Below are 19,879 nucleotides of genomic sequence, written 5' to 3'. Positions count from 1 at the left end.
CGTGACTGATTTAGTGACTGATACTGCCTCCCTTCATGATCCCGCCCTGCGTGCTTTCGCCTCGGACAACTACTCAGGCGTCCACCCGGAGATCATTGATGCCCTGACTGCAGCCAACCTGGGACACCAGGTCGCCTACGGCGAGGATGTCTACACGGCAAAGCTCCGTGAAGTCTTCACCGAACACTTCGGCAACCGGATGCGGGCCTTCCCGGTGTTCAACGGCACCGGTGCGAACGTCATCAGCCTGCAGTCGCTGCTGCCTCGCTGGGGCGCCGTCATCTGTGCCTCCACTGCGCACATCAACGTCGACGAGAACGGTGCCCCGGAACGCGTGGGCGGAATGAAGCTTCTGACGGTTCCCACGCCGGACGGCAAGCTGACCCCCGAACTGATTGACCGCGAGGCCTGGGGCTGGGGCGACGAACACCGGGCCCAGCCGCTGGCGGTCTCCATTACCCAGTCCACCGAGCTGGGAACGCTGTACACGGTCGAGGAAATCCAGGCCATCGCCGACCACGTTCACGCACGCGGCATGAAGCTGCACATGGACGGTGCCCGCCTGGGCAATGCTGCTGCTTCCCTGGGCGTTTCGCTCCGCGCGATCACCACGGACGCCGGCGTCGACATTCTTTCCCTGGGCGGAACCAAGAACGGCATGATGTACGGCGAGTGCATCGTCGCACTGGATCCGGACGCCGCCCCCGGGCTGGACTACCTGCGCAAGATGAATATGCAGCTGGCTTCCAAGATGCGCTTTGTCTCCGCGCAGTTCATTGCGCTCTACGGGACGGACCTCTGGCACCGCTCCGCTTCTACCGCCAACGCCATGGCGGCCCGCCTGCGCGCTGCCGTCGAACAGATCGACGGCGTGACGCTGACCCAACCGACCCAGGCCAATGCCGTCTTCGCCACCCTCCCGGCCGGCGTGGCCGATAAGCTGCGCGACCAGTTCCGTTTCTATGACTGGGACCAGGCCACCGGTGAAGTGCGCTGGATGTGCACGTTCGACACCAGCGAAGCGGACGTGGATGCCTTCGCCGCAGCCATCGCTTCAGAGGTTTCCGCCGCACGCTGATCCCTGGCCCTGTCGGTCGCGCCCGCCGGTCCGTAAGCTAAAGCCACGTAACGAAAAGGACACACCGGCGAGCCTGATCGGCAGCAGGCCGGACCGGCCGTAATCTTCGAGGGTGAGTGCGATTGGTGACCTGTCACAGGTGCCCCCCGAATTCCTGACAGCTCTTGGGGCATTGCGCCGTGCCAAGTGCCGGCCTGAACTGCGGCTGGAAGAGATCCCGGCCCCGACCCGGCTGGCCCCGTTCGCCGTGTCACTGGCCGCCGACGTCGGCATCTCCGGTCCTGTTCCCGCCGCGGCGACCTTCCATGGCCCGGTGGGACCTGTGCTGCCCGAGAGCCAGGAACTGGCTACGGGACGGTTCATCCTCCTGCACGACCCCGAGGGCAGCGCCGTATGGAACGGCACCTTCCGCATCGTGACGTACATCCGGGCCGAACTGGAGCCGGACATGGGCAACGACCAGATGCTGGGTTCAGTGGCCTGGACCTGGCTGGTTGATGCCCTGCAGGAACACGGCGCCCGGTACTCTTCTGCCGGCGGCACCGCAACGAGGATCCTCTCCGAGAGCTACGGCACCCTGGCCGGACGCAGCGACGCCATCGACATTGAGCTGCGGGCTTCCTGGACTCCGGCCGACGCCGATGTGCAGAGCCATCTTGAGGCCTGGTCGGATATGGTCTGCACCTTCGCCGGACTGCCGCCCCTCCCCGAAGGCGTCTCACCGCTGCCGCGTCGGCGCCTGAACTAACAAATGTCCGCGCGGATTCCCGTGCCCGGGTGCAGAAAGCGGGAATCCCGCCGGTACTCGATAGACTGAAGTCCTTATGACCGCGCAAACTTCCGGCAAAACCGCTTCCGAAGCACCAGCAGCCGATCCCGCTGCCGACGCTCCTCCCCTTCCCGTTCTTGAAACTCCCCGCGACGGGGTGCCGCTGGTCATTGACACCGTGGCGGGGCTCGAACGCGCAGCGCGGGCACTGGCCGCCGGCACCGGCCCGGCCGGCGTGGACGCCGAACGCGCCTCCGGCTTCCGGTACGGACAGCGGGCGTTCCTGGTCCAGATCCGCCGCGAAGGCGCCGGCACCTGGCTCATTGATCCGGAACCGCTGCGCGATTTGAGCATCATCAACGAAGCGCTCCACGGGGTTGAGTGGATCCTTCACGCCTCCACCCAGGACCTGCCGTGCCTGTCGGAACTGGGCATGTGGCCGGATAAGCTCTTCGACACGGAGCTGGCGGCCCGGCTGGCCGGGCTGCCACGTGTCGGACTGGCCGCTGTCATCGAAAACCTGCTGGGTTTCAGCCTGGCGAAGGAACACTCGGCGGCCGACTGGTCCACCCGGCCGCTGCCCGAACCCTGGCTGCGCTATGCCGCACTGGACGTCGAGGTGCTGGCGGAACTCCGTGAAGAACTCATCAAGGTCCTGGAGGCTGACGGCAAGCTTGAGTATGCCGAGGAAGAGTTCGAGGCTATCCGCAGCGCCGAACCGGCCCCGCCCCGCACTGACCCCTGGCGCCGCACCTCCGGGATGCATCAGCTGCGGGACCGCCGCCAGCTGGCCGCGGTCCGTGAACTGTGGACTGAGCGCGAACAGCTGGCTGAGCGCCGCGACACCGCCCCTGGCCGGCTGATTCCGGACTCCGCGATCGTCGCTGCGGCCAGGGCCATGCCCTCCACCGTTCCGGCGCTGCTCAGCACTCCCGGTTTCCACGGGCGTGCTGCACAGAAAGAAGCCCCGCGCTCGCTGCGCAGCATCGCAGCTGCGCCGGACACCGAAGACCTGCCGCCACTGCATATCCCCACCCACGCCCCGCCGCCCCCGCGGGTCTGGGCACGCAACGACCCGGCGGCCGCTGCCCGCCTTCATACCGCCAAACCGCGCCTGGCAGCCCAGGCGGAACGGCTCAACCTGCCGGTCGAGAACCTGCTGACGCCGGATCACCTGCGCCGCATCGCCTGGCGCCCGCCGACTCCGATCGACCTGGATTCCGTCAGCGAGGCGCTGCGTTCCCTCGGTGCCCGGGAATGGCAGATCCGCGAATCGGCCGCCATCCTGACCGTCGCTTTCCTGGACCCTGATCCGCTGCCGGAAAAGGAATAGTCTTCAGGGCTGCAGCCGGACCAGTTTCTCCGGGTTGCGCATGGCGAAGACCCCGGTCACCAGTCCGTCCCGGAAGGAAAGCTGGAACACCGTGGTGACCAGTCCGTCTTCCCGGAAGGCAACGGCCGGCAGCCCGTTCAACTCGATGAACTCCGGCACCGCCCCTTCGCCGTATTTGGCAGCCAGCCCCAGCAGCAGCGCCGCCACCCGCTCCGGACCGTACACCGTCCGTCGCGCGGCACTGACTTTACCGCCGCCGTCAGAGACCAGCACGACCTCGGGAGCCAGTACGTCCAGCAGGTCCTGTACCTGGCCGGTCATCGCGGCCTGCAGGAAGCGTTCGACGGCGGTCCTGTGCTCTGCCTCGTCCGGCACCGTCCGCGGCAGGCCGGAACGCACCCTCTCACCGGCCCGGTGCACCAGCTGGCGGACAGCAGCCTCGCCGGCACCGAGCGCGGCCGCGATTTCGCGGTATTCGAACCCGAAGACTTCGCGCAGCACAAAGGCTGCCCGCTCCGGTCCGTTGAGGCTCTGCATCAGCACCAGCATGGCCGTGGAGACTTCCGCCGCGGTGAGTGCCGCGACCTGCGGGTCTGCCTGCTCCCTGGCGCCGGTGGGCAGCGGCTCCGGCAGCCAGTCTCCGACGTACTCCTCCCGGCGCCGGGCGGACGCCCGGACCGAGTTCAGCGCCTGCCGCGCCGCGGTCCGGGCAAGGTAGGCCCGCGGGTTGTCCACCGGGTGCCCGACGGCGGAGAAACGCAGGTAGGTTTCCTGGACCACGTCCTCCGCGTCGGCCACGGTTCCCGTGATGTCGTAGGCGATAGTGAAGACCATGCCCCGGTGGGCCAGGAAGTCGGCCTCCCGGGTTAGGCCCATGCCGCCCGCGGCACCGGCTGTGGATTCAGCTTCGGGCCCCTCGGCCATGTGTAGGCTCCGCTCTTTCGTGCCTCCCCGCGGATCCACCGCAGTGTCATTCGGCAGATTACCTCTTTCAAGACGGCAGCGGACCGTCCGTGGACATGCAACCGCCGCGGGGTGAACCCAGGCGTCAGGAACTGCACCGCGCCGTCCCGGCGGCCCAGCGAGATGCACTGCGCCTGGAAACCGCTGTCGTGCCGCGGCAGCGGCTCTCCCGCCCGGAGCCGGAGGATGTTCGACGCCGCTTCGGCACCCATGGGCATCGCGGTGGCGCAGGTCATCGGCAGGTAGCCATAGCCCGGCGCTCCAATCACGGCAGCATCCCCTGCTCCGAAGATCCGGTCCTGGCCGGGGACCCGGAGAGAGGAATCCACCACCAGCCGGCCGTCAGCGTTAACCGGCAGGCCGCTGTGCGCAGCCAGGGACGGGACACCGAACCCCGCGCACCACAGCACCAGGGGCGCCTCCGGAAGGTGGTCCGGATCCACGCTGCCGGCATGCACCTCAACACCTGCCCGGCGCAGGCTCGCCAGCATGCCGCTGCGGGTGCTCTCTGCCAGATGCGGAACCAATGTCCCGGAGGCATACAGGGTGAGCGGGTTGTCCGGGTATTGCCCGGCGATCTCTGCCGCCATCTCCACGGCAGTGAGCCCTCCCCCGACAACAGCGATCCGTTCCCCGCGCGCCAGGTCCCTGAGCCGTCTCCGCGCCTCACGTGCGCCATCCATCCGGTCCGGGGCGACGGCGCCGGCGGGGGCCGGGGCGCTTCCGCTGCCCACTGCGTACACCAGGTATGCGTACCCCATCGAGTCTCCGGACGCCAGTTGCACCGTCCTCGCCGAGGGGTCGATCGCCGTGGCGGCGCCGGACACCAGGCGCACCGCCGGGTGCAGCAGCGAGCGGTAGTCCTGCGTGGGGTCCGCCCTGCCGCCGGCAGTGAATTCGTGCAGCCGGATCCGTTCGGTGAAGCGGGGATCGGGAGTCAACAGGACAGTTTCCTGCCCGCGTCCGGCCAGCCGGTTCGCTGCCATAACACCGGCATAACCGCCGCCCAGGATGACCGTGGCCGCTGTGGTGGTATCCGTTTGCATTTCTCGCTCCTCGAGTTCTCCTGCACCGGTCGTTCCGGCTGTACATAAGACACCGCCGGGCCCGGTTTTGTGACAGATCGGCAACAATCTGTCCCAAACATCCCTCTGGCTAGGCACTTTCAGGAATTTCCTAGGAAAGGGCCGTAGGATCTTGGCTACTATGGACGACCCTTCTCATAAACCCATGCCCTCCTGTGTGCCAGACAATTTGGTTCTAGGGGGGCACCTCCGTTGAATGATCTGTATGAATGGCTCATGATCGGCGTTGGCCTCGTGCTGACTGTCGGTACCGGCCTCTTTGTGGCCTCTGAATTTGCCCTGGTCAACCTCGACCGCAGTGACCTGGAGGCCCGCCAGGCCGCCGGAGAAAAGCGTCTTGGTCCCACCATCAAGGCCCTGAAGATTACCTCTACCCATCTTTCCGGCGCCCAGCTGGGCATCACCCTCACCACCCTGCTTTCCGGTTACACCTTTGAACCGGCCATCAGCGCACTGCTTCGCGGACCGCTGCTGAGCGTCGGCGTTCCCGAGGCAGTCGTCGGCGGCACCGGCGCGGTGATCGCCGTTGCCGTCGCCACCCTGCTCTCCATGATCATTGGCGAACTGGTGCCCAAGAACTTTGCCCTGGCACTGCCCAAGGCCACCGCCAAGGTGGTCATTCCGTTCCAGGCACTGTTCACCGCCGTCTTCAAACCCGTCATCCTGGTGTGCAACAACACGGCAAACAAGGTCATCCGCTCCTTCGGCATCGAACCGAAGGAAGAGCTCTCCGGTGCGCGCAGCGCCGAGGAACTCAGCTTCCTGGTCCGCCGCTCCGCGCTGGAAGGGGTACTCGACCAGGACCACGCCGAGCTGCTGCACAGGACGCTGCGTTTCAGCGACCACACCGCTGAAGACGTCATGACTCCGCGAGTGCGCATGGTCGGTGTCCAGGCAACGGACACGGCCGAGGACATCATCGCCACCGCCGTCACCACCGGATACTCCCGCTTCCCCGTTCTGGGACGGGACTCGGATGACATCCTGGGCGTGCTGCACGTCAAGCAGGCCTTCGCACTGCCGCTGGACGCACGTGCCACCACCACCGCCGCAGACGTGATGGTCCCGCCGCTGCGGGTCCCCGAATCCATGGGCGTTGACTCCCTCCTGGGCATCCTGCGCAGCCAGGGCCTGCAGATCGCCGTGGTGACCGACGAGCACGGCGGAACCGCCGGCGTCGTCACCCTGGAAGACCTGGTCGAGGAAATCGTCGGCGAACTGGAAGACGAACACGACCGCGCACGCGTCGGCGTCGTCCGCACCGGCCGCTCGGTCACCTTCGATGCGTCGCTGCGTCCGGATGAGCTCCTGGACCGTGCCGGAATCACTGTGCCTGACGGAGAGGACTACGAGACGCTGGCGGGCTTTGTCACGCACTGCCTGGACCGGATGCCCGAACTGGGCGATGAAGTCGAAGTCGACGACGGCGTCCTGCGCGTGGAGCGCGTCCTTGGAACGCATGTTGAGCGCCTGCGCTTCACCCCCAACCCCGGTTCGGAATCACCGCGCAGCGCGCACGACCGCCTGGTCGATACCCTGACGAAGGAAGCCACCCAATGAGTGAGTATCTGCCCGGCCTCATCTGGCTCTTCGTGCTGCTGGCAGTCAATGCCTTCTTTGTGGGTGCCGAATTCGCCGTCATCTCCGCCCGCCGCTCCCAGATTGAGCCCAAGGCCGCCCAGGGCAGCAAGGCGGCAAAGACCACACTCTGGGCGATGGAACACGCCACGCTAATGCTGGCCACCAGCCAGCTCGGCATCACTGTCTGTTCGCTGCTGATCCTGAACGTTTCCGAACCGGCCATCCACCACCTGCTCGAAATCCCACTGGCGAACACGCCGCTGACGCCGGAGGCCATCAGCATCACGGCGTTTGTCGTGGCACTGCTGCTGGTGACCTTCCTGCATGTCGTGGCGGGCGAGATGATCCCGAAGAACATCTCCTTCTCCATACCCTCACAGGCGGCGCTGCTCCTGGCTCCCCCGCTGGTGCTCGTGGCCAAGATCTTCAAGCCCGTCATCTGGACGCTGAACTCCATCGCCAACGGCGTGCTGCGCCTGTTCAAGGTGGAGCCAAAGGACGAGGCGACCAGCACCTACACGCTGGACGAAGTCGCCACGATCGTGGAGCAGTCCACCCGCGAAGGTGTGCTTGACGATGCAACCGGCACCCTGACCAACGCCTTCGAGTTCACCTCGAAGACCGTTGCCGACGTCGAGGTTCCCTTGCCCGAAATGGTCCTGGTCCCGGCCGAGCCTACCCCGGCGGACATCCAGGCGGCAGTTGGCCTCCACGGCTACTCCCGCTACATCCTGGCCGACGCCGACGGCGGGCTCACCGGTTACCTTCACCTGAAGGACGTGATGGACCTGAACACGGCGGAGAAGTTCAACGCCCCGGTTCCGGCAAAGCGCATCCGGCGCCTGGCCTCAGCCTTCCGCGGCAGCGAACTGGAGGACGCCCTGGACACCATGCGCCGCACCGGCGCCCATGTGGCCCGCGTGTTCGACGCTGAAGGCAACACCACCGGTGTCCTGTTCCTCGAGGACATCATCGAAGAACTGGTCGGCGAAGTGCAGGACGCCACAACCGTCTAACCCTGCCAACCCGGCTCCATGACCCGGAATCCGCGACTCGCTGGTTCCGGGTCTTGCCGTATCTGCCGGAGTTTGCTGGGCTGGAGTTCGCCCGCGGCACGCGGCTGCAGCCCTTGCAGCCTAAGTTACTGGCGAGTAACATTGAGCGTGAGCTAATCCACATCTCAAAGAGGAGCAGTACGTGAGCCCACAGAGCCGAGCACGGCAGATCAGGGACGTCGTTTTTGTCGACGGCGTTCGGACCCCCTTTGGACGCGCCGGCGAGAAGGGCATGTACGCCGATACCCGCGCCGATGACCTGGTGGTCAAGTGCATCCGCGAACTGCTGCGCCGCAACCCGTCGCTGCCGCCGGAGCGCGTGGACGAAGTGGCCATTGCTGCCACCACCCAGTCCGGCGACCAGGGCCTGACCATCGGCCGCACCGCCGCACTGCTGGCCGGTCTGCCCCGCACGGTTCCCGGCTTCGCCATCGACCGCATGTGCGCCGGCGCCATGACCGCTGTGACCACCACTGCTTCGGGCATCGGCTTTGGCGCGTACGACGTCGTGATTGCCGGCGGCGTGGAGCACATGGGCCACCACCCGATGGGCGACGGCGCCGACCCCAACCCGCGCTTCGTTACCGAGCGCCTGGTGGATCCGGCAGCCCTGAACATGGGCAACACTGCCGAGAACCTGCACGACCGGTTCCCGGACATCACCAAGGAACGCACTGACGCCTACGCCGCGGCCAGCCAGGAGAAGCTCGCGAAGGCTTACGCCGGCAACCAGATCCAGCCGGACCTGGTGCCCGTTGCCACTAAGAAGGCCGGTGCCGGCTGGACCCTCAGCACAGTCGACGAAGGGCCCCGCCCGGGAACCACCGTAGAAGACCTGGCTACCCTGCGCACCCCCTTCCGCCCGCACGGCCGGGTCACCGCAGGCAATGCCTCCGGACTGAACGACGGCGCCACCACCGCTCTGCTGGCGTCCGCCGACGCCGCCGAGGAACTTGGCCTGCCCGTGAAGATGCGCATGGTCGGCTACGCCTTCGCCGGCGTTGAACCCGAGGTCATGGGCATTGGGCCGGTTCCGGCCACGGAGAAGGCGCTGAAGCAGACCGGGCTGTCCATCGAGGACATCGGCCTGTTCGAAATCAACGAGGCCTTCGCCGTCCAGGTGCTCTCCTTCCTGGACCACTTCGGCATTGCCGACGACGACCCCCGGGTGAACCGCTACGGCGGCGCGATCGCCGTCGGGCATCCGCTGGCCTCCTCGGGCGTGCGCCTGATGACCCAGCTGGCCCGCCAGTTCGAGGAAGACCCCTCGGTGCGCTACGGCATGACCACCATGTGCATTGGCCTGGGCATGGGCGCCACCGTCATCTGGGAAAACCCCAACCACCCCGAGTACAACACCGAGTCCACGGAGGCTTCGAAGTAAATGACTGCCACTGATTTCCAGCGCCTCGCCGGGCTCTTCCCGAACGAGGTTGTCACCCACTCCTACGTCTCCGACGTAGAGCTGCCCGGCGGTGCCGGCACCTTTGCCCTGATCACGCTGGACAACGACGTCGACCACTCCCGTCCCACCACGCTGGGCCCGAACACCCTGCTGGAACTGGGCAACGTGCTGGATGCGCTGAAGGAGCGTGCGGACAAGGGTGAGATCGTGGGCGTCGGCGTGACCGGCAAGCCGCATTACCTCGTGGCCGGCGCGGACCTCTCCGCGGTCAAGACCCTCGGCGAGTACGAGGACGGCGTCGCCATGGCGGCTCTGGGGCACGATGTCTACGCCAAACTCGGCAATCTGGGCGTTCCCAGCTTCGCCTTCATCAACGGTGTTGCCCTCGGCGGCGGGCTCGAAATTGCCCTGCAGTCCGATTACCGCACGGTGTCGACGGGCGCCGGGGCCCTGGCCCTGCCCGAAGCATTCATCGGCCTGGTTCCGGGCTGGGGCGGCGTCTACCTGCTCCCGCGCCTGATCGGGCCCGAGAACGCCGTCAAGGTGATGATCGAGAACCCGCTGAGCAACAACCGCACCCTCTCGGGTCCGGCTGCCTACAAGCTCGGCGTGGCAGATGCCCTGTTCGAACCGGCCGATTTCCTGGAGCAGTCCCTCGCCTGGGCCTCCCGGATCATCACCGGTGCTGAGAGCGTGGACCGTCCCAACGCCGTCGAGCCTGCCGAGGTTGCGGACCGCTGGGACGCCGCCGTTGCTGCCGGCCGTGCCTTCGTGGAGGCCCGCACCTCCAACGCCGCCCCGGCACCGGCCAAGGTGCTGGACCTGCTCGAAGCCGGCAAGAACTGGACCCGCGACCAGTCACGCGAAGCCGAGTGCGACGCACTGGCCGAACTGATGCAGACCCCGCAGTTCCAGTCCACCGTCTACGCGTTCCTGGACCTGGTGCAGAAGCGCGGCAAGCGTCCCGCCGGTGCTCCGGATAAGAAGCTTGCCCGTCCGGTGACCAAGGTCGGCGTCGTGGGTGCAGGCCTGATGGCCAGCCAGCTGGCCCTGCTGTTCGCCAAGCAGCTCAAGGTGCCGGTGGTCATGACGGATATCGACCAGGCACGCGTGGACAAGGGTGTGGGCTACGTCCACGCCGAGGTGGACAAGCTGCTGGGCAAGGGCCGCATCTCCCCCGACGCCGCGAACCGCACCAAGGCGCTGGTCACCGGATCCGTGTCCAAGGAAGCCTTCTCCGACGCGGACTTCGTGATTGAAGCCGTGTTCGAGGAAATGTCGGTCAAGAAGCAGGTCTTCGCCGAGGTGGAGGCCGTCGTCTCCCCCGAGTGCATCCTGGCCACGAATACCTCCTCGCTGTCGGTGACGGAAATGGCTGCTGACCTGCAGCACCCCGAGCGCGTTGTAGGCTTCCACTTCTTCAACCCGGTGGCTGTCATGCCGCTGCTGGAGATCGTGCGTGCCCCGAAGACCGACGACGCCGTGCTGGCCACCGCTTTTGTCCTGGCCAAGCAGCTGAAGAAGACTGCAGTGCTGGTCAAGGATGCTGCCGCGTTTGTGGTCAACCGGATCCTGGGCCGGATGTTCGGCGAGATCACCAAGGTGTTTGACGAGGGCACCGATGCCGCCACGGCGGACAACGCGCTGCGGCCCATGGGCCTGCCGATGACGCCGTTCAGCCTGCTGGCCCTGGTTGGTTTGCCTGTTGGGCAGCACGTGCAGGAGTCCCTGCACGCTGCCTTCGGCGACCGGTTCCACGTTTCGGAGAACTCACAGAAGCTCATCGACGCCGGTATCAAGTCACTGTGGCAGAAGGACGGGGACGGCAAGCCCTACGTGCCGCAGGAAACCCTGGACCTGCTGACGTTCGGCGATTCGCCGTCCACTTCCGAGGAGGTCCTGCGCCGCACGCAGGACGCCCTGGCTGAGGAGATCGGCATGATGCTCGACGAAGGCGTGGTGGCTGGTCCGGAGGACATCGACCTCTGCGTCATCCTCGGCGCCGGCTGGCCGATGCACCTCGGTGGCATCACGCCGTACCTGGACCGTGTTGGAGCCTCGGACCGAGTGAACGGAAAGCTGTTCAACGCCGGTGCTGTTCCGGCTGCTGTCTAGCTCATCTCCGTTTCATTCGCTTGGCATGCTTGGCATGCTTGGCACGCGCCGGGCGGACCGGAACGGCGGCAACGAAATTCCCTTTGCTCGCAGAGCTCGCCGGGAATATTAAAGCCGCCTCACCCGGCCCGTCCGGCGCTTTTGCGTTGCATCCGTTGCTCTTTGCTAGTGATGGCGTGCGCGGCGGAGCAGTACAGCTATGAACGCTCCAAGCGCTGCGGCCAAGACGAGTCCTGTGGGGATGAGCCGCATCCCCGTTGGGGCATCCGCCACGATAAGAATGATGTTCAGAGCGGTGAATACGCCGAGGAATGCCGCTATTGGACCACTGAAGCCTGGAAGCGGCCTGCGGTGGCTCAGCGTCGCCTGTTGGGACACGGTGCTCGTTGTCATTCCCTGCTGAGTCGCTGGCCATGGGACCCAGTATGCCTGTATCCCGCCGTTCACGGCCGCCCGGGTTCGCCCGCCGCCAACGAACCTTTGGGGAGATATCGCTGTTATGAGCGGGTCAAAGCAGCGTTAGCTCAGCAAAGGTTTTCCCGAACCGTCCCTAAAGAGCGTTATCTCCCCAAAGGTTTGCGGCGGGGAATTCCTCTGCACGTGAGCGGCTGTTCTCTCTAGGCAGCTGTGCCGCACGGGCGTACCTTGGGATGCGTGAACGGTTCAACAGCCTCCGAACGCCTGATGCAGGCCGTCGGTGAGAGTCCTGTGTCCGAAGGCGTTGCCAGGACCCAGGAATACCTCTACGGGCCCGTTCTTCGTTGGGTTCGGCATACCCCCTTCAACGGCCGCATCGCGGGCCACTCGCTGCACCCAATCCTGACGGACTTGCCGCTCGGCTGCTGGATCAGCGCTTCGATCCTCGATCTGGTCGGTGGAGCCCGTGCCCGCCGCAGTGCCACCCTCCTGGTCGGAGCTGGAATCGCAGCGGCGGTACCGACTTCCCTCGCAGGCGCCAGCGACTGGACAGAGCTTCGGAACGCCGAGCACCGGATCGGCGGGATTCATGCCCTGGGCACGGACATCGCCATCTTCCTCATGACGGGTTCGCTCATCGCGCGCCTTCGCGGCCGTCACCGAGGCGGCGCCCTCCTTGCCCTCGCGGCAAACGCCGTCGCCGCCGGGGCTGGATTCCTGGGCGGGTATCTGGCACTCACCCGCGCAGCGGCCCGGCGATAGTCCATGTCCGTGCCGTAGAGCTTTCCTGGAGCATGAGCATGCCGCTGTCCGTATGCAAGGATGAGCGGATGCAAACCGAGCCTGACCTGCTGCTTAAGGGTCCCCGCGGGCGGCGCCTGTGTCTTGAACTCGCGATGGAACTTGATTCCGGCGTTCGAAACGCCGCCTTCCATCTTGGGTATGAGCTGGACCCCGGCAAGGGAACATCCACTGTCCTCTTCGCCTTGTCCAGCAACAGTTCAGATGCCGGTGCACCAAGCGAAGACCCCTCCGTGGAGGGCCTGGCGGCAGCACTTCGTTCGATCGATACGTCCAGCATCACGGACGAGAACGCCGCGCGGGCCTTGGAACGAGCTGTCGGTACGGCACGCTACTGGCAGAAACCCGATGGAGAAGACGTGCTCGCCGGTCTGCCGGCCATCACCGCAGCCCTCCAGCCGGTCGCTGGGCAGATCGTCACTACCCGGACATGGCAGGCCTGGTCGCAGGTGCGTCAGACGGAGCAATGGGCCATCAACTGGCGTTCCGCAGAGGATCCGGCACCGCTGCAAGATAAGCCGCAGGAGGTCTTACTCCGGTGGGCGAAGGAGATACGTGCCGAGGAAGTCCAGGCTGCACGGGCGCGCCCGGAGAGCGTTTATGCGAATTTCTCTGGAAACTGGTGGTCATTCCCACTTGCACTCACCCGGGCCGTAGACAGCATTCCCGCCGGACTGAGCCTGGTGGAGGACTCCTTCAATTGGGGGGTGGCGACAGTGATTCCGGTCTACGGAGTTGGACGAACCTTTGAGATACACACCGCGGAGGACTGGATCTCGCTTTGCCACGCGTATCCTGTGGAGGTCACTGCTTCCCGCAGACACGATTGGTTTCGCACGACTGGCCGGGACGGTCCGTGGGTGATCCCGGACTGGCAACGGGTTGCCGGTGAATGGGACGCAGTGCACCTGACCGTCTCCGGTTATCTGCAGACCGCGGGCCGGGCACTTGAAGTGGACACGGACACCGCCACGGTCCTCGCGGGATGGGATCCTGGCAGCACCCTGTGGCTGACCGACGTCGTCCGTGAAGCAGACGCGCCGCGGCAGACGTGGTCCCGGGAGCCAAACAGTGACGCTTGGGTGCGGACCCGATAAACGTCCCCGGCGGAAGCAGCAGTGTGCCAGAATCGTCGCCATGCCGCTTTCCTACTACGCCATGGCCGAGGACAGCCTTGCCGTGTCCTGGACGTTCGATGCGCATCCCCAAGACGTCTGGAACGCGTTCAGCCAGCCGGCCGTGTTGTCCCAGTGGCTGGGCACCGCGAGCGAGTGTGATCTCGCGCCGGGAGGTGAGCTCGTGATCGACCATGGGGACGGCATGGTGTCCCGAAGCCTGGTCATCATGGCTCAGGAACCATACCTGCTGGTGATGACCTGGGACTTTCCGGACGAACCCGAATCGCAGCTGGACATCAGTCTTCATCCCACGGAACAGGGATGCCTACTCGAGCTGCGTCATCTCAAGCTCGGCGATCTCGCCTCTTCCTATCTCCCGGGCTGGATAACCCACCTGACGTTCCTGGAGGCAGCCGTTTCAGGGACCCCGCTGCCGTCTGCGCAGTTCTGGCCGCTCCACGCGACGTTACACACGCTGTGCCCCTAATTCTCCTCCCGGGCAGAGCGCCCGTGGGCCAAACCGGTGGGAATGCCTAGGAACGCGGGCTCAGGCGTCCCGCAGCAGGACGACTGCGCCTCTTCCGGTCCCGGTTCCGGTTCCGGTGCTGTCCCACAGCAGGATGCTTGTTCCAGTGCGGCGTCCTCAGCCGCAGGCGCATCACAGCAACTGCCACCCAGGTCCGTTGAGCAGACACCGGTTTCCGGCAGGACAAGCTCTACCTTGTCCGCTGCTTCCCGGTCGCCGGCGAGAGCCGCCGCAATGGACCGAACCTGCTCGTAGCCGGTGGCCATCAGGAACGTGGGAGCGCGTCCGTAGGACTTCATGCCCACAATGTAGAAGTCCTTTTCCGGATGGGCCAGGAGCCTGGCGCCGTGCGGTTCCACGGTGCCGCAACTGTGGAACTCGGGGTCGATGAGCGGTCCGAGCTGACGCGGGGCTTCCACCACCGAATCAAGGTCCAGGCGGACCTCACGCAGCATATCCAGGTTCGGCCGGAAGCCGGTGGCAGGAACCAGCAGGTCCACGTTTAGCTGCCTTTCCCCGGCCGGAGTACTACCCACAACGGTGAGGCTGTCCGACGTCTTGAACCCGGTGATCCGGAATGACGTGTGCAGTTCAATTCGTCCCGCTTCGACGAGGGCACGCAGCCGGGTGCCCAGGGCGCCGCGGGCGGGCAGGCCGTCCAAGTCGCCGCCGCCGTAGACCCCGGCTGGCGAGCTGCTGCGGATCGCCCAGCTGATCCGGGTAGCCGACTCCAGTTCAGCCAGCTCCCCCAGGGCCAGCAGCGTATTCGCAGCCGAGTGCCCGGCCCCCACCACCAGGACGTGCCGCCCCGCAAACAGGTCACGCTCACGGCCCAGAACATCCGGAAGCGGAGCCGTGATGAACCCTGCGGCGTAGGCCTCCGCTTCACCGGCGGCAGGAAGCCCCGCTTGTCCGAGAGGGTTCGGGGCGTTCCAGGTGCCGGAGGCGTCGATCACGGCCCGGACCCGGTGGTCAGCCACATTGCCGGATGCATCCCGGACCCGGAGCAGGAACGGGGTACTTTCCCGTCCGCCGGTTCGGGTCTTGTCCAGCCCTTCCCGGGTGACGGCCAGGACTTCACTGTTCAGCCGCAGAGCGCTGCTTATCGCGGGCTGGGCGGCCAGCGGGCGAAGGTATTCCTCCACAAGTTCGTTCCCGGTGGGCAGCGACTGCGCGTCCGGTTCCTGCCAGCCGGTACCGGCGAGCAGGCGGCGGGCGGCGGCGTCGACGTCGTACTGCCAGGGTGAGAACAGCCGGACGTGCCCCCAGGCGCTGACGGCGGCGGCCGGTGAACTGCCGGCCTCGAAGATGACGGGATCCAGTCCGCGCTCGAGCAGGTGCGCGGCGGCAGCCAGCCCTACCGGGCCGGAGCCTATAACGGCGACGGGAAGCTGGGACAGTGCGGTGTCGGTGTTCTTCGACATGGGATTCCTTAAGCGAAGGGGGCGGGTCGGGATGGGTCGCCGGGCAGCAGGTCGGCAACCAGGACTTCGATGCGGGACCGGATACTGTCGCGGATCGGGCGGACGGCGTCGAGGCCCTGTCCGGCGGGATCGTCGAGTTTCCAGTCTTCGTAGCGTTTCTCCGGGAAGACCGGGCAGGTGTCCCCGCAGCCCATGGTGATGACGACGTCGGACTCCCGCACCGCGTCGGTGGTCAGGACCTTCGGCAGCTCGGCGGACATATCGATGCCGTCTTCGGCCATCGCTGCAACGGCGGCCGGGTTGATCCGGTCCGCGGGCTCGGATCCGGCAGACCGGACGTCGATGCGTCCTTCGCCAAGGACCCGGAGGTAGGCGGCGGCCATCTGCGAGCGGCCGGCGTTGTGGACGCAGACGAACAGGACGGATGGTTTGGCTGCGGAGGTCATCGGCGTGCCTCTTCTGCCGGAGCTGCGGGGGTTGGTGTAGCAGCAGGCCAGTATTTCTTCCGTGCCCACAGGGCGACGTAGACAAGGGCTACCAGGACGGGAACTTCGATCAGCGGCCCGACGACGCCGGCCAGCGCCTGGCCGGAGGCCGCCCCGTAGGTTCCGATCGCCACGGCGATGGCGAGTTCGAAGTTGTTTCCGGCGGCGGTAAAGGCGAGCGTGGTAGTACGCGGATAGCCCATCTTCAGGATCCGGCCGAGCAGCATGCCGGCACCGAACACCACCACGAAGTAGACCAGCAGCGGCAGGGCGATGCGTGCGACGTCGAGCGGGTTCGCGGCGATCTCGTCGCCCTGCATCGCGAACAGCACCACGATGGTGAACAGCAGCCCGTAGAGTGCCCACGGGCCGATCTTCGGCAGGAACCGGCCCTCGTACCAGGCGCGCCCCCTGGCCCGTTCACCGAACGTACGGGTGAGGAATCCGGCCAGGAGCGGAATGCCGAGGAATATGAGCACACTGAGCGTGATGGCCCAGAAGGAGAAGTCCGTGCTGGTTGTCTCCAGGCCCAGCCAGCCGGGCAGGACCTGCAGGTAGAACCAGCCCAGCGCTCCGAACGCGAGGACCTGGAAAACCGAGTTGATGGCCACCAGCACCGCCGCGGCTTCACGGTCTCCACAGGCGAGGTCGTTCCAGATCATCACCATCGCGATGCAGCGGGCCAGCCCCACGATGATCAGCCCGGTGCGGTATTCGGGCAGGTCCGGGAGGAAGATCCACGCGAGGGCAAACATAAACGCAGGCGCCGCTGCCCAGTTCAGGATCAGGGACGTGACCATGAGTTTGCGGTCAGCCACCACCTTGCCGGTCTCGTTGTAACGGACCTTCGCCAGCACCGGGTACATCATCACCAGGAGCCCGACGGCGATGGGCAGGGATACGTCTGCGACCTTCACCGAGTCCAGCGCGGCTCCAATACCTGGGACGAAACGGCCCAGCAGCAGCCCTGCTGCCATGGCGGCGACGATCCAGACCGGCAGGAACCGGTCAAGGGTGGAAAGCCGTGCGGCGGCCTGGGCGGCTGCTGGTGCGGCGGCGGGGTTGGGCACAGTGCTCCTCAGCAGGAAGGGGTTTGGCGCGGCCGGGACGCGGCCGGAACCTATATCGATATCCGTCAATGTCGACTATCCCGCCTTATATCGACGGATGTCAATCTAGGTGCATAATGGTTGGGTGGACACTGCCCAGAGAGCTCCCGAGCCCGTTGCCGACGGCTGCTGCCCTTCCGTGACCCAGGAGATCCTGAGCACCGAAGACGCCCACCGGTTCGCCCAGCTCCTCAAGGCTGTAGCGGAACCGACGCGCCTGCGCCTGGTGTCCATCATCGCCGCGCAGGAGAACAAGGAAGCCTGCGTCTGCGACCTCACGGAACCCGTTGGCCTGGGACAGCCCACTGTCTCGCACCACCTGAAAATCCTGGTGGACGCCGGAATCCTGCGCCGCGAGAAGCGCGGGGTGTGGGCGTACTACGCGATCATCCCGGGAGCCCTGGAACGGGCTGCTGCTGTCCTGTCCCCTGCTTCCTGAGCCCGGCAGCCGGCGTCACACGGGCCGGATTTATCAGCATCCTTGCTAGACTTCACGCCATGACTGCCCGCCGCCTCCTGTTTACCCGTGCTTCCGCACAGGTGCTGACGGCGTACCTGAAGCGGCTGCTGCTGGCCAAGCGGGCCAGCGGAACCAACGGCTGGATGAGTTCCTGGGGCACCAACGCGCACGGCGAGATCGCCGGCTGCCCGCCGCCACGCACCTGCTAAGCACCTGCGTTCTGATCTGAGGACGGACAGGTGCACTCTGCCCTGCCCCGGTACCCCGCGTGAAAGAACCAGCCATGTCCCACTCTTCCCCTGCCCTGCCCGAAAATCAGCAGCCGCACTCCATCTGGCGCGGTGTCCACCAGACCCTCGGCAAGGACACAACAGGAGGTGCCCTGCTGCTGGGCGCCACCGTGATTGCCCTGATCCTGGCCAACTCGCCCCTGGCTGACCTTTACGAGTCAGTACGGGAGTTTTCCTTCGGCCCCGAAGCCCTGCACCTGAACCTCAGCGTTGCTGCCTGGGCAGCGGACGGCCTCCTGGCTGTCTTCTTCTTCGTTGTTGGCCTTGAGCTGAAGGAGGAGTTCGTCGCCGGCAAGCTGCGGGACCCGCGCACCGCCGTCGTGCCCATTGTCGCGGCCATGGGCGGAGTTGCCGTCCCAGCGCTGATCTTCACGCTGATCAACCTAAATGCCGGCGGGGATGCACTCAACGGGTGGGCGATTCCGGCCGCCACCGACATCGCCTTCGCTGTAGCCGTCATCGCAGTGGTGGGCAGGATGCTGCCGCCGGCACTACGGACCTTCCTGCTGACCCTGGCCGTCGTGGACGACCTGCTGGCCATCTCCATCATCGCCGTCTTCTACACCGACGACATCGCGTTCCTGCCGCTGCTGGCCGCCCTGCTGCCGCTGGCGGTCTTCGCTGTGCTGGTCCAGCGCGGCGTCCGGACCTGGTGGGTGCTGATTCCCCTGGGTGTGTGTGTCTGGGCCCTGATCCATGCCTCCGGCATCCACGCTACGGTGGCCGGTGTCCTGCTTGGCTTTATGGTTCCCGTTGTTGCCAAGGGCCGCGCCAAGGTTCCGGCCGGCACCCGGGAAGACGGCACCCCGCTCTTCGAGGGCCTGGCGGCCCACTTTGCGGACAAGTGGTCCGTGTTCTCCAGCGCCGTCGCTGTGCCCGTATTTGCCTTCTTCTCCGCCGGAGTGACAGTGGGCGGCTTCAGCGGACTGCTCGAGTCCCTCGGAGACAGCATCGCGCTGGGCATCATCGGGGGCCTGGTCCTCGGCAAGGCGATCGGCATTACCGGTGGGACGTTCCTGATTACGCGGCTCCGCGGGATCACCATAGACAAGTCCCTGGCGTGGATCGACATGATTGGAATGTCCTTCATCGCCGGCATCGGCTTCACCGTATCCCTGTTGGTAGGTGAACTCTCCTACGATCCTGCCGGCGACGCGTCAGACCACATGAAGGTCGGCGTCATCGTAGGATCGATGATTTCTGCGGCGATCGGTGCCTTGATTCTGACCGCCCGGAACCGTTACTACCGCCGCTACTGACCGGCGTCGAGCCCTGTTACCGGGGAGCCGCTGCGGTCATAGACCAGGCGGAGCACCCCGGTGGAAAAAGACTGCGGGGCGGCTGCGAGTGTGAAGGCCGCAGGGACACCGGCTCCGTCCGCGAAAATGCGCTTCCCGGAACCCAGCGTGACGGGATACAGGAAGAGGTTCAGCCGGTCCAGGATTCCAGCCGCCAGGAGCGATCCGGCAAGTGCGCCACTGCCCACGATATGGATGTCCTCGTGCCGGTCCTTCAGAGCGGCTGCGTCTTCAGCTGCGGACAGGACGGCTGTTCCTTCCCAGCTGGCCTCGTCCAGCGTCCGGGACACAACGTATTTGTCCATCGAGTTGAACTTCTCCGCAATCGGATTAGAGTCTCCGCGCTGCGGCCAGTAACCGGCGAAGATGTCGTAGGTCCTGCGGCCAAGCAGGAGCGCATCCATCTGGTTAATGCCGGCCATGATCGCGGCGCCGGATTCAGCATCGGCGAAGGCAGCCTGCCAGCCGCCAAGGGTGAAACCGTCCGAGGTGTCCTCTTCCGCGCCTCCAGGGCCCTGGTAGACGCCGTCGAGGGTCATAAACAGGTCAAGCGAAATCCTTCCCATG

Annotated in this window: 19 protein-coding genes; 13 read left to right on the top strand and 6 right to left on the bottom strand. The window is 66.0% G+C overall.

Annotation, left to right across the window (positions count from 1 at the left end; translation table 11 throughout):
• Position 1 precedes the first annotated feature (1 nt).
• From TVB01_RS04225 to TVB01_RS04215, 3 genes are all read left to right on the top strand, one after another.
• Positions 2–1,078: a threonine aldolase family protein gene (locus tag TVB01_RS04225; RefSeq protein ID WP_422454371.1), complete on the top strand. Its 1,077-nt coding sequence runs from the start codon at positions 2–4 to the stop codon at positions 1,076–1,078.
• Between the two features lie 121 nt (positions 1,079–1,199).
• Positions 1,200–1,826: a DUF3000 domain-containing protein gene (locus tag TVB01_RS04220; RefSeq protein WP_422454450.1), complete on the top strand. Its 627-nt coding sequence runs from the start codon at positions 1,200–1,202 to the stop codon at positions 1,824–1,826.
• Between the two features lie 76 nt (positions 1,827–1,902).
• Complete coding sequence (locus tag TVB01_RS04215; protein ID WP_422454369.1) at positions 1,903–3,180, top strand: HRDC domain-containing protein; 1,278 nt, start codon at positions 1,903–1,905, stop codon at positions 3,178–3,180.
• Positions 3,181–3,183: 3 nt separating this feature from the next.
• Here the strand turns inward: TVB01_RS04215 and sigJ are convergent, their stop codons facing one another.
• Together sigJ and TVB01_RS04205 are read right to left on the bottom strand one after the other, a co-directional pair.
• On the bottom strand, positions 3,184–4,104 hold the full coding sequence (gene sigJ, locus TVB01_RS04210; protein ID WP_422454367.1) for an RNA polymerase sigma factor SigJ: 921 nt from the start codon (positions 4,102–4,104) through the stop codon (positions 3,184–3,186).
• A complete protein-coding gene (locus TVB01_RS04205; protein ID WP_422454365.1) occupies positions 4,047–5,189 on the bottom strand; it encodes an NAD(P)/FAD-dependent oxidoreductase in 1,143 nt (380 codons plus the stop codon). The genes sigJ and TVB01_RS04205 overlap by 58 nt, the downstream gene beginning before the upstream one ends.
• 240 nt (positions 5,190–5,429) lie before the next feature.
• On the opposite strand from TVB01_RS04205, the gene TVB01_RS04200 reads away from it, so the two are divergent.
• The 7 genes from TVB01_RS04200 (at position 5,430) to TVB01_RS04170 (ending at position 14,207) form a co-directional block, all read left to right on the top strand.
• The gene (locus TVB01_RS04200) at positions 5,430–6,788 is read left to right on the top strand and encodes a hemolysin family protein (protein ID WP_422454448.1); all 1,359 of its coding nucleotides are present in this window, start codon (positions 5,430–5,432) and stop codon (positions 6,786–6,788) included.
• Positions 6,785–7,825: a hemolysin family protein gene (locus TVB01_RS04195; RefSeq protein ID WP_422454364.1), complete on the top strand. Its 1,041-nt coding sequence runs from the start codon at positions 6,785–6,787 to the stop codon at positions 7,823–7,825. Before TVB01_RS04200 ends, TVB01_RS04195 begins: the two co-directional genes overlap by 4 nt.
• A 181-nt stretch (positions 7,826–8,006) precedes the next feature.
• The gene (locus TVB01_RS04190; RefSeq protein WP_422454362.1) at positions 8,007–9,248 is read left to right on the top strand and encodes a thiolase family protein; all 1,242 of its coding nucleotides are present in this window, start codon (positions 8,007–8,009) and stop codon (positions 9,246–9,248) included.
• Positions 9,249–11,384, top strand: coding sequence for a 3-hydroxyacyl-CoA dehydrogenase NAD-binding domain-containing protein (locus TVB01_RS04185; protein ID WP_422454360.1), 2,136 nt, complete (start codon positions 9,249–9,251; stop codon positions 11,382–11,384). It begins immediately after the preceding gene.
• A gap of 654 nt (positions 11,385–12,038) precedes the next feature.
• The gene (locus TVB01_RS04180) at positions 12,039–12,563 is read left to right on the top strand and encodes a DUF2231 domain-containing protein (protein WP_422454358.1); all 525 of its coding nucleotides are present in this window, start codon (positions 12,039–12,041) and stop codon (positions 12,561–12,563) included.
• Positions 12,564–12,631: 68 nt separating this feature from the next.
• Positions 12,632–13,699 carry a hypothetical protein gene (locus tag TVB01_RS04175; protein WP_422454356.1) on the top strand — a complete coding sequence of 356 codons (1,068 nt, stop codon included), beginning with the start codon at positions 12,632–12,634 and terminating at the stop codon, positions 13,697–13,699.
• A gap of 40 nt (positions 13,700–13,739) precedes the next feature.
• Positions 13,740–14,207 (top strand): SRPBCC domain-containing protein, encoded by a 468-nt coding sequence (locus TVB01_RS04170; RefSeq protein WP_422454355.1) that lies wholly within the window; start codon positions 13,740–13,742, stop codon positions 14,205–14,207.
• Here the strand turns inward: TVB01_RS04170 and TVB01_RS04165 are convergent.
• Genes TVB01_RS04165 through arsB form a run of 3 tightly spaced genes read right to left on the bottom strand, consistent with a single transcriptional unit; the run spans position 14,204 to position 17,225 of the window.
• Positions 14,204–15,670, bottom strand: a complete 1,467-nt coding sequence (locus TVB01_RS04165) for an FAD-dependent oxidoreductase (protein WP_422454353.1) — start codon at positions 15,668–15,670, stop codon at positions 14,204–14,206. The two genes, TVB01_RS04170 and TVB01_RS04165, sit on opposite strands and share 4 nt — an antisense overlap.
• 8 nt (positions 15,671–15,678) lie before the next feature.
• Positions 15,679–16,116, bottom strand: coding sequence for an arsenate reductase ArsC (locus TVB01_RS04160; protein WP_422454351.1), 438 nt, complete (start codon positions 16,114–16,116; stop codon positions 15,679–15,681).
• Entirely contained in the window at positions 16,113–17,225 is a 1,113-nt protein-coding gene (arsB, locus tag TVB01_RS04155) for an ACR3 family arsenite efflux transporter (RefSeq protein ID WP_422454349.1), read from the bottom strand. The genes TVB01_RS04160 and arsB overlap by 4 nt, the downstream gene beginning before the upstream one ends.
• 124 nt (positions 17,226–17,349) lie before the next feature.
• Here arsB and TVB01_RS04150 point away from each other — a divergent pair, with 124 nt between their 5' ends.
• From TVB01_RS04150 to nhaA, 3 genes are all read left to right on the top strand, one after another.
• Entirely contained in the window at positions 17,350–17,703 is a 354-nt protein-coding gene (locus TVB01_RS04150; RefSeq protein ID WP_422454347.1) for an ArsR/SmtB family transcription factor, read from the top strand.
• Between the two features lie 59 nt (positions 17,704–17,762).
• The gene (locus tag TVB01_RS04145; protein ID WP_154577943.1) at positions 17,763–17,933 is read left to right on the top strand and encodes a hypothetical protein; all 171 of its coding nucleotides are present in this window, start codon (positions 17,763–17,765) and stop codon (positions 17,931–17,933) included.
• Positions 17,934–18,007: 74 nt separating this feature from the next.
• Complete coding sequence (nhaA, locus tag TVB01_RS04140; protein WP_422454345.1) at positions 18,008–19,273, top strand: Na+/H+ antiporter NhaA; 1,266 nt, start codon at positions 18,008–18,010, stop codon at positions 19,271–19,273.
• Here nhaA and TVB01_RS04135 read toward each other — a convergent pair.
• Positions 19,267–19,878: a dihydrofolate reductase family protein gene (locus TVB01_RS04135; protein ID WP_422454343.1), complete on the bottom strand. Its 612-nt coding sequence runs from the start codon at positions 19,876–19,878 to the stop codon at positions 19,267–19,269. The genes nhaA and TVB01_RS04135 overlap by 7 nt on opposite strands.
• Between the last annotated feature and the right edge of the window lies 1 nt (position 19,879).

The sequence above is a fragment of the Arthrobacter sp. 7Tela_A1 genome (assembly GCF_049311065.1).
Taxonomy (GTDB): Bacteria; Actinomycetota; Actinomycetes; order Actinomycetales; family Micrococcaceae; genus Arthrobacter_B.
The sequence above is the reverse complement of the archived record's forward strand: the minus strand, read 5'-3'. Positions and strand labels throughout refer to the sequence as shown.

Bases quoted from the DNA above. Each gene is read 5' to 3' on its own strand.
- TVB01_RS04135 (WP_422454343.1), bottom strand. From the start codon at position 19,878: ATGGGAAGGATTTCGCTTGACCTGTTTATGACCCTCGACGGCGTCTAC.
- TVB01_RS04145 (WP_154577943.1), top strand. From the start codon at position 17,763: ATGACTGCCCGCCGCCTCCTGTTTACCCGTGCTTCCGCACAGGTGCTG.
- TVB01_RS04195 (WP_422454364.1), top strand. From the start codon at position 6,785: ATGAGTGAGTATCTGCCCGGCCTCATCTGGCTCTTCGTGCTGCTGGCA.
- sigJ (WP_422454367.1), bottom strand. From the start codon at position 4,104: ATGGCCGAGGGGCCCGAAGCTGAATCCACAGCCGGTGCCGCGGGCGGC.
- TVB01_RS04205 (WP_422454365.1), bottom strand. From the start codon at position 5,189: ATGCAAACGGATACCACCACAGCGGCCACGGTCATCCTGGGCGGCGGT.
- nhaA (WP_422454345.1), top strand. From the start codon at position 18,008: ATGTCCCACTCTTCCCCTGCCCTGCCCGAAAATCAGCAGCCGCACTCC.
- TVB01_RS04170 (WP_422454355.1), top strand. From the start codon at position 13,740: ATGCCGCTTTCCTACTACGCCATGGCCGAGGACAGCCTTGCCGTGTCC.
- TVB01_RS04215 (WP_422454369.1), top strand. From the start codon at position 1,903: ATGACCGCGCAAACTTCCGGCAAAACCGCTTCCGAAGCACCAGCAGCC.
- TVB01_RS04165 (WP_422454353.1), bottom strand. From the start codon at position 15,670: ATGTCGAAGAACACCGACACCGCACTGTCCCAGCTTCCCGTCGCCGTT.
- TVB01_RS04185 (WP_422454360.1), top strand. From the start codon at position 9,249: ATGACTGCCACTGATTTCCAGCGCCTCGCCGGGCTCTTCCCGAACGAG.
- TVB01_RS04160 (WP_422454351.1), bottom strand. From the start codon at position 16,116: ATGACCTCCGCAGCCAAACCATCCGTCCTGTTCGTCTGCGTCCACAAC.
- TVB01_RS04175 (WP_422454356.1), top strand. From the start codon at position 12,632: ATGCAAACCGAGCCTGACCTGCTGCTTAAGGGTCCCCGCGGGCGGCGC.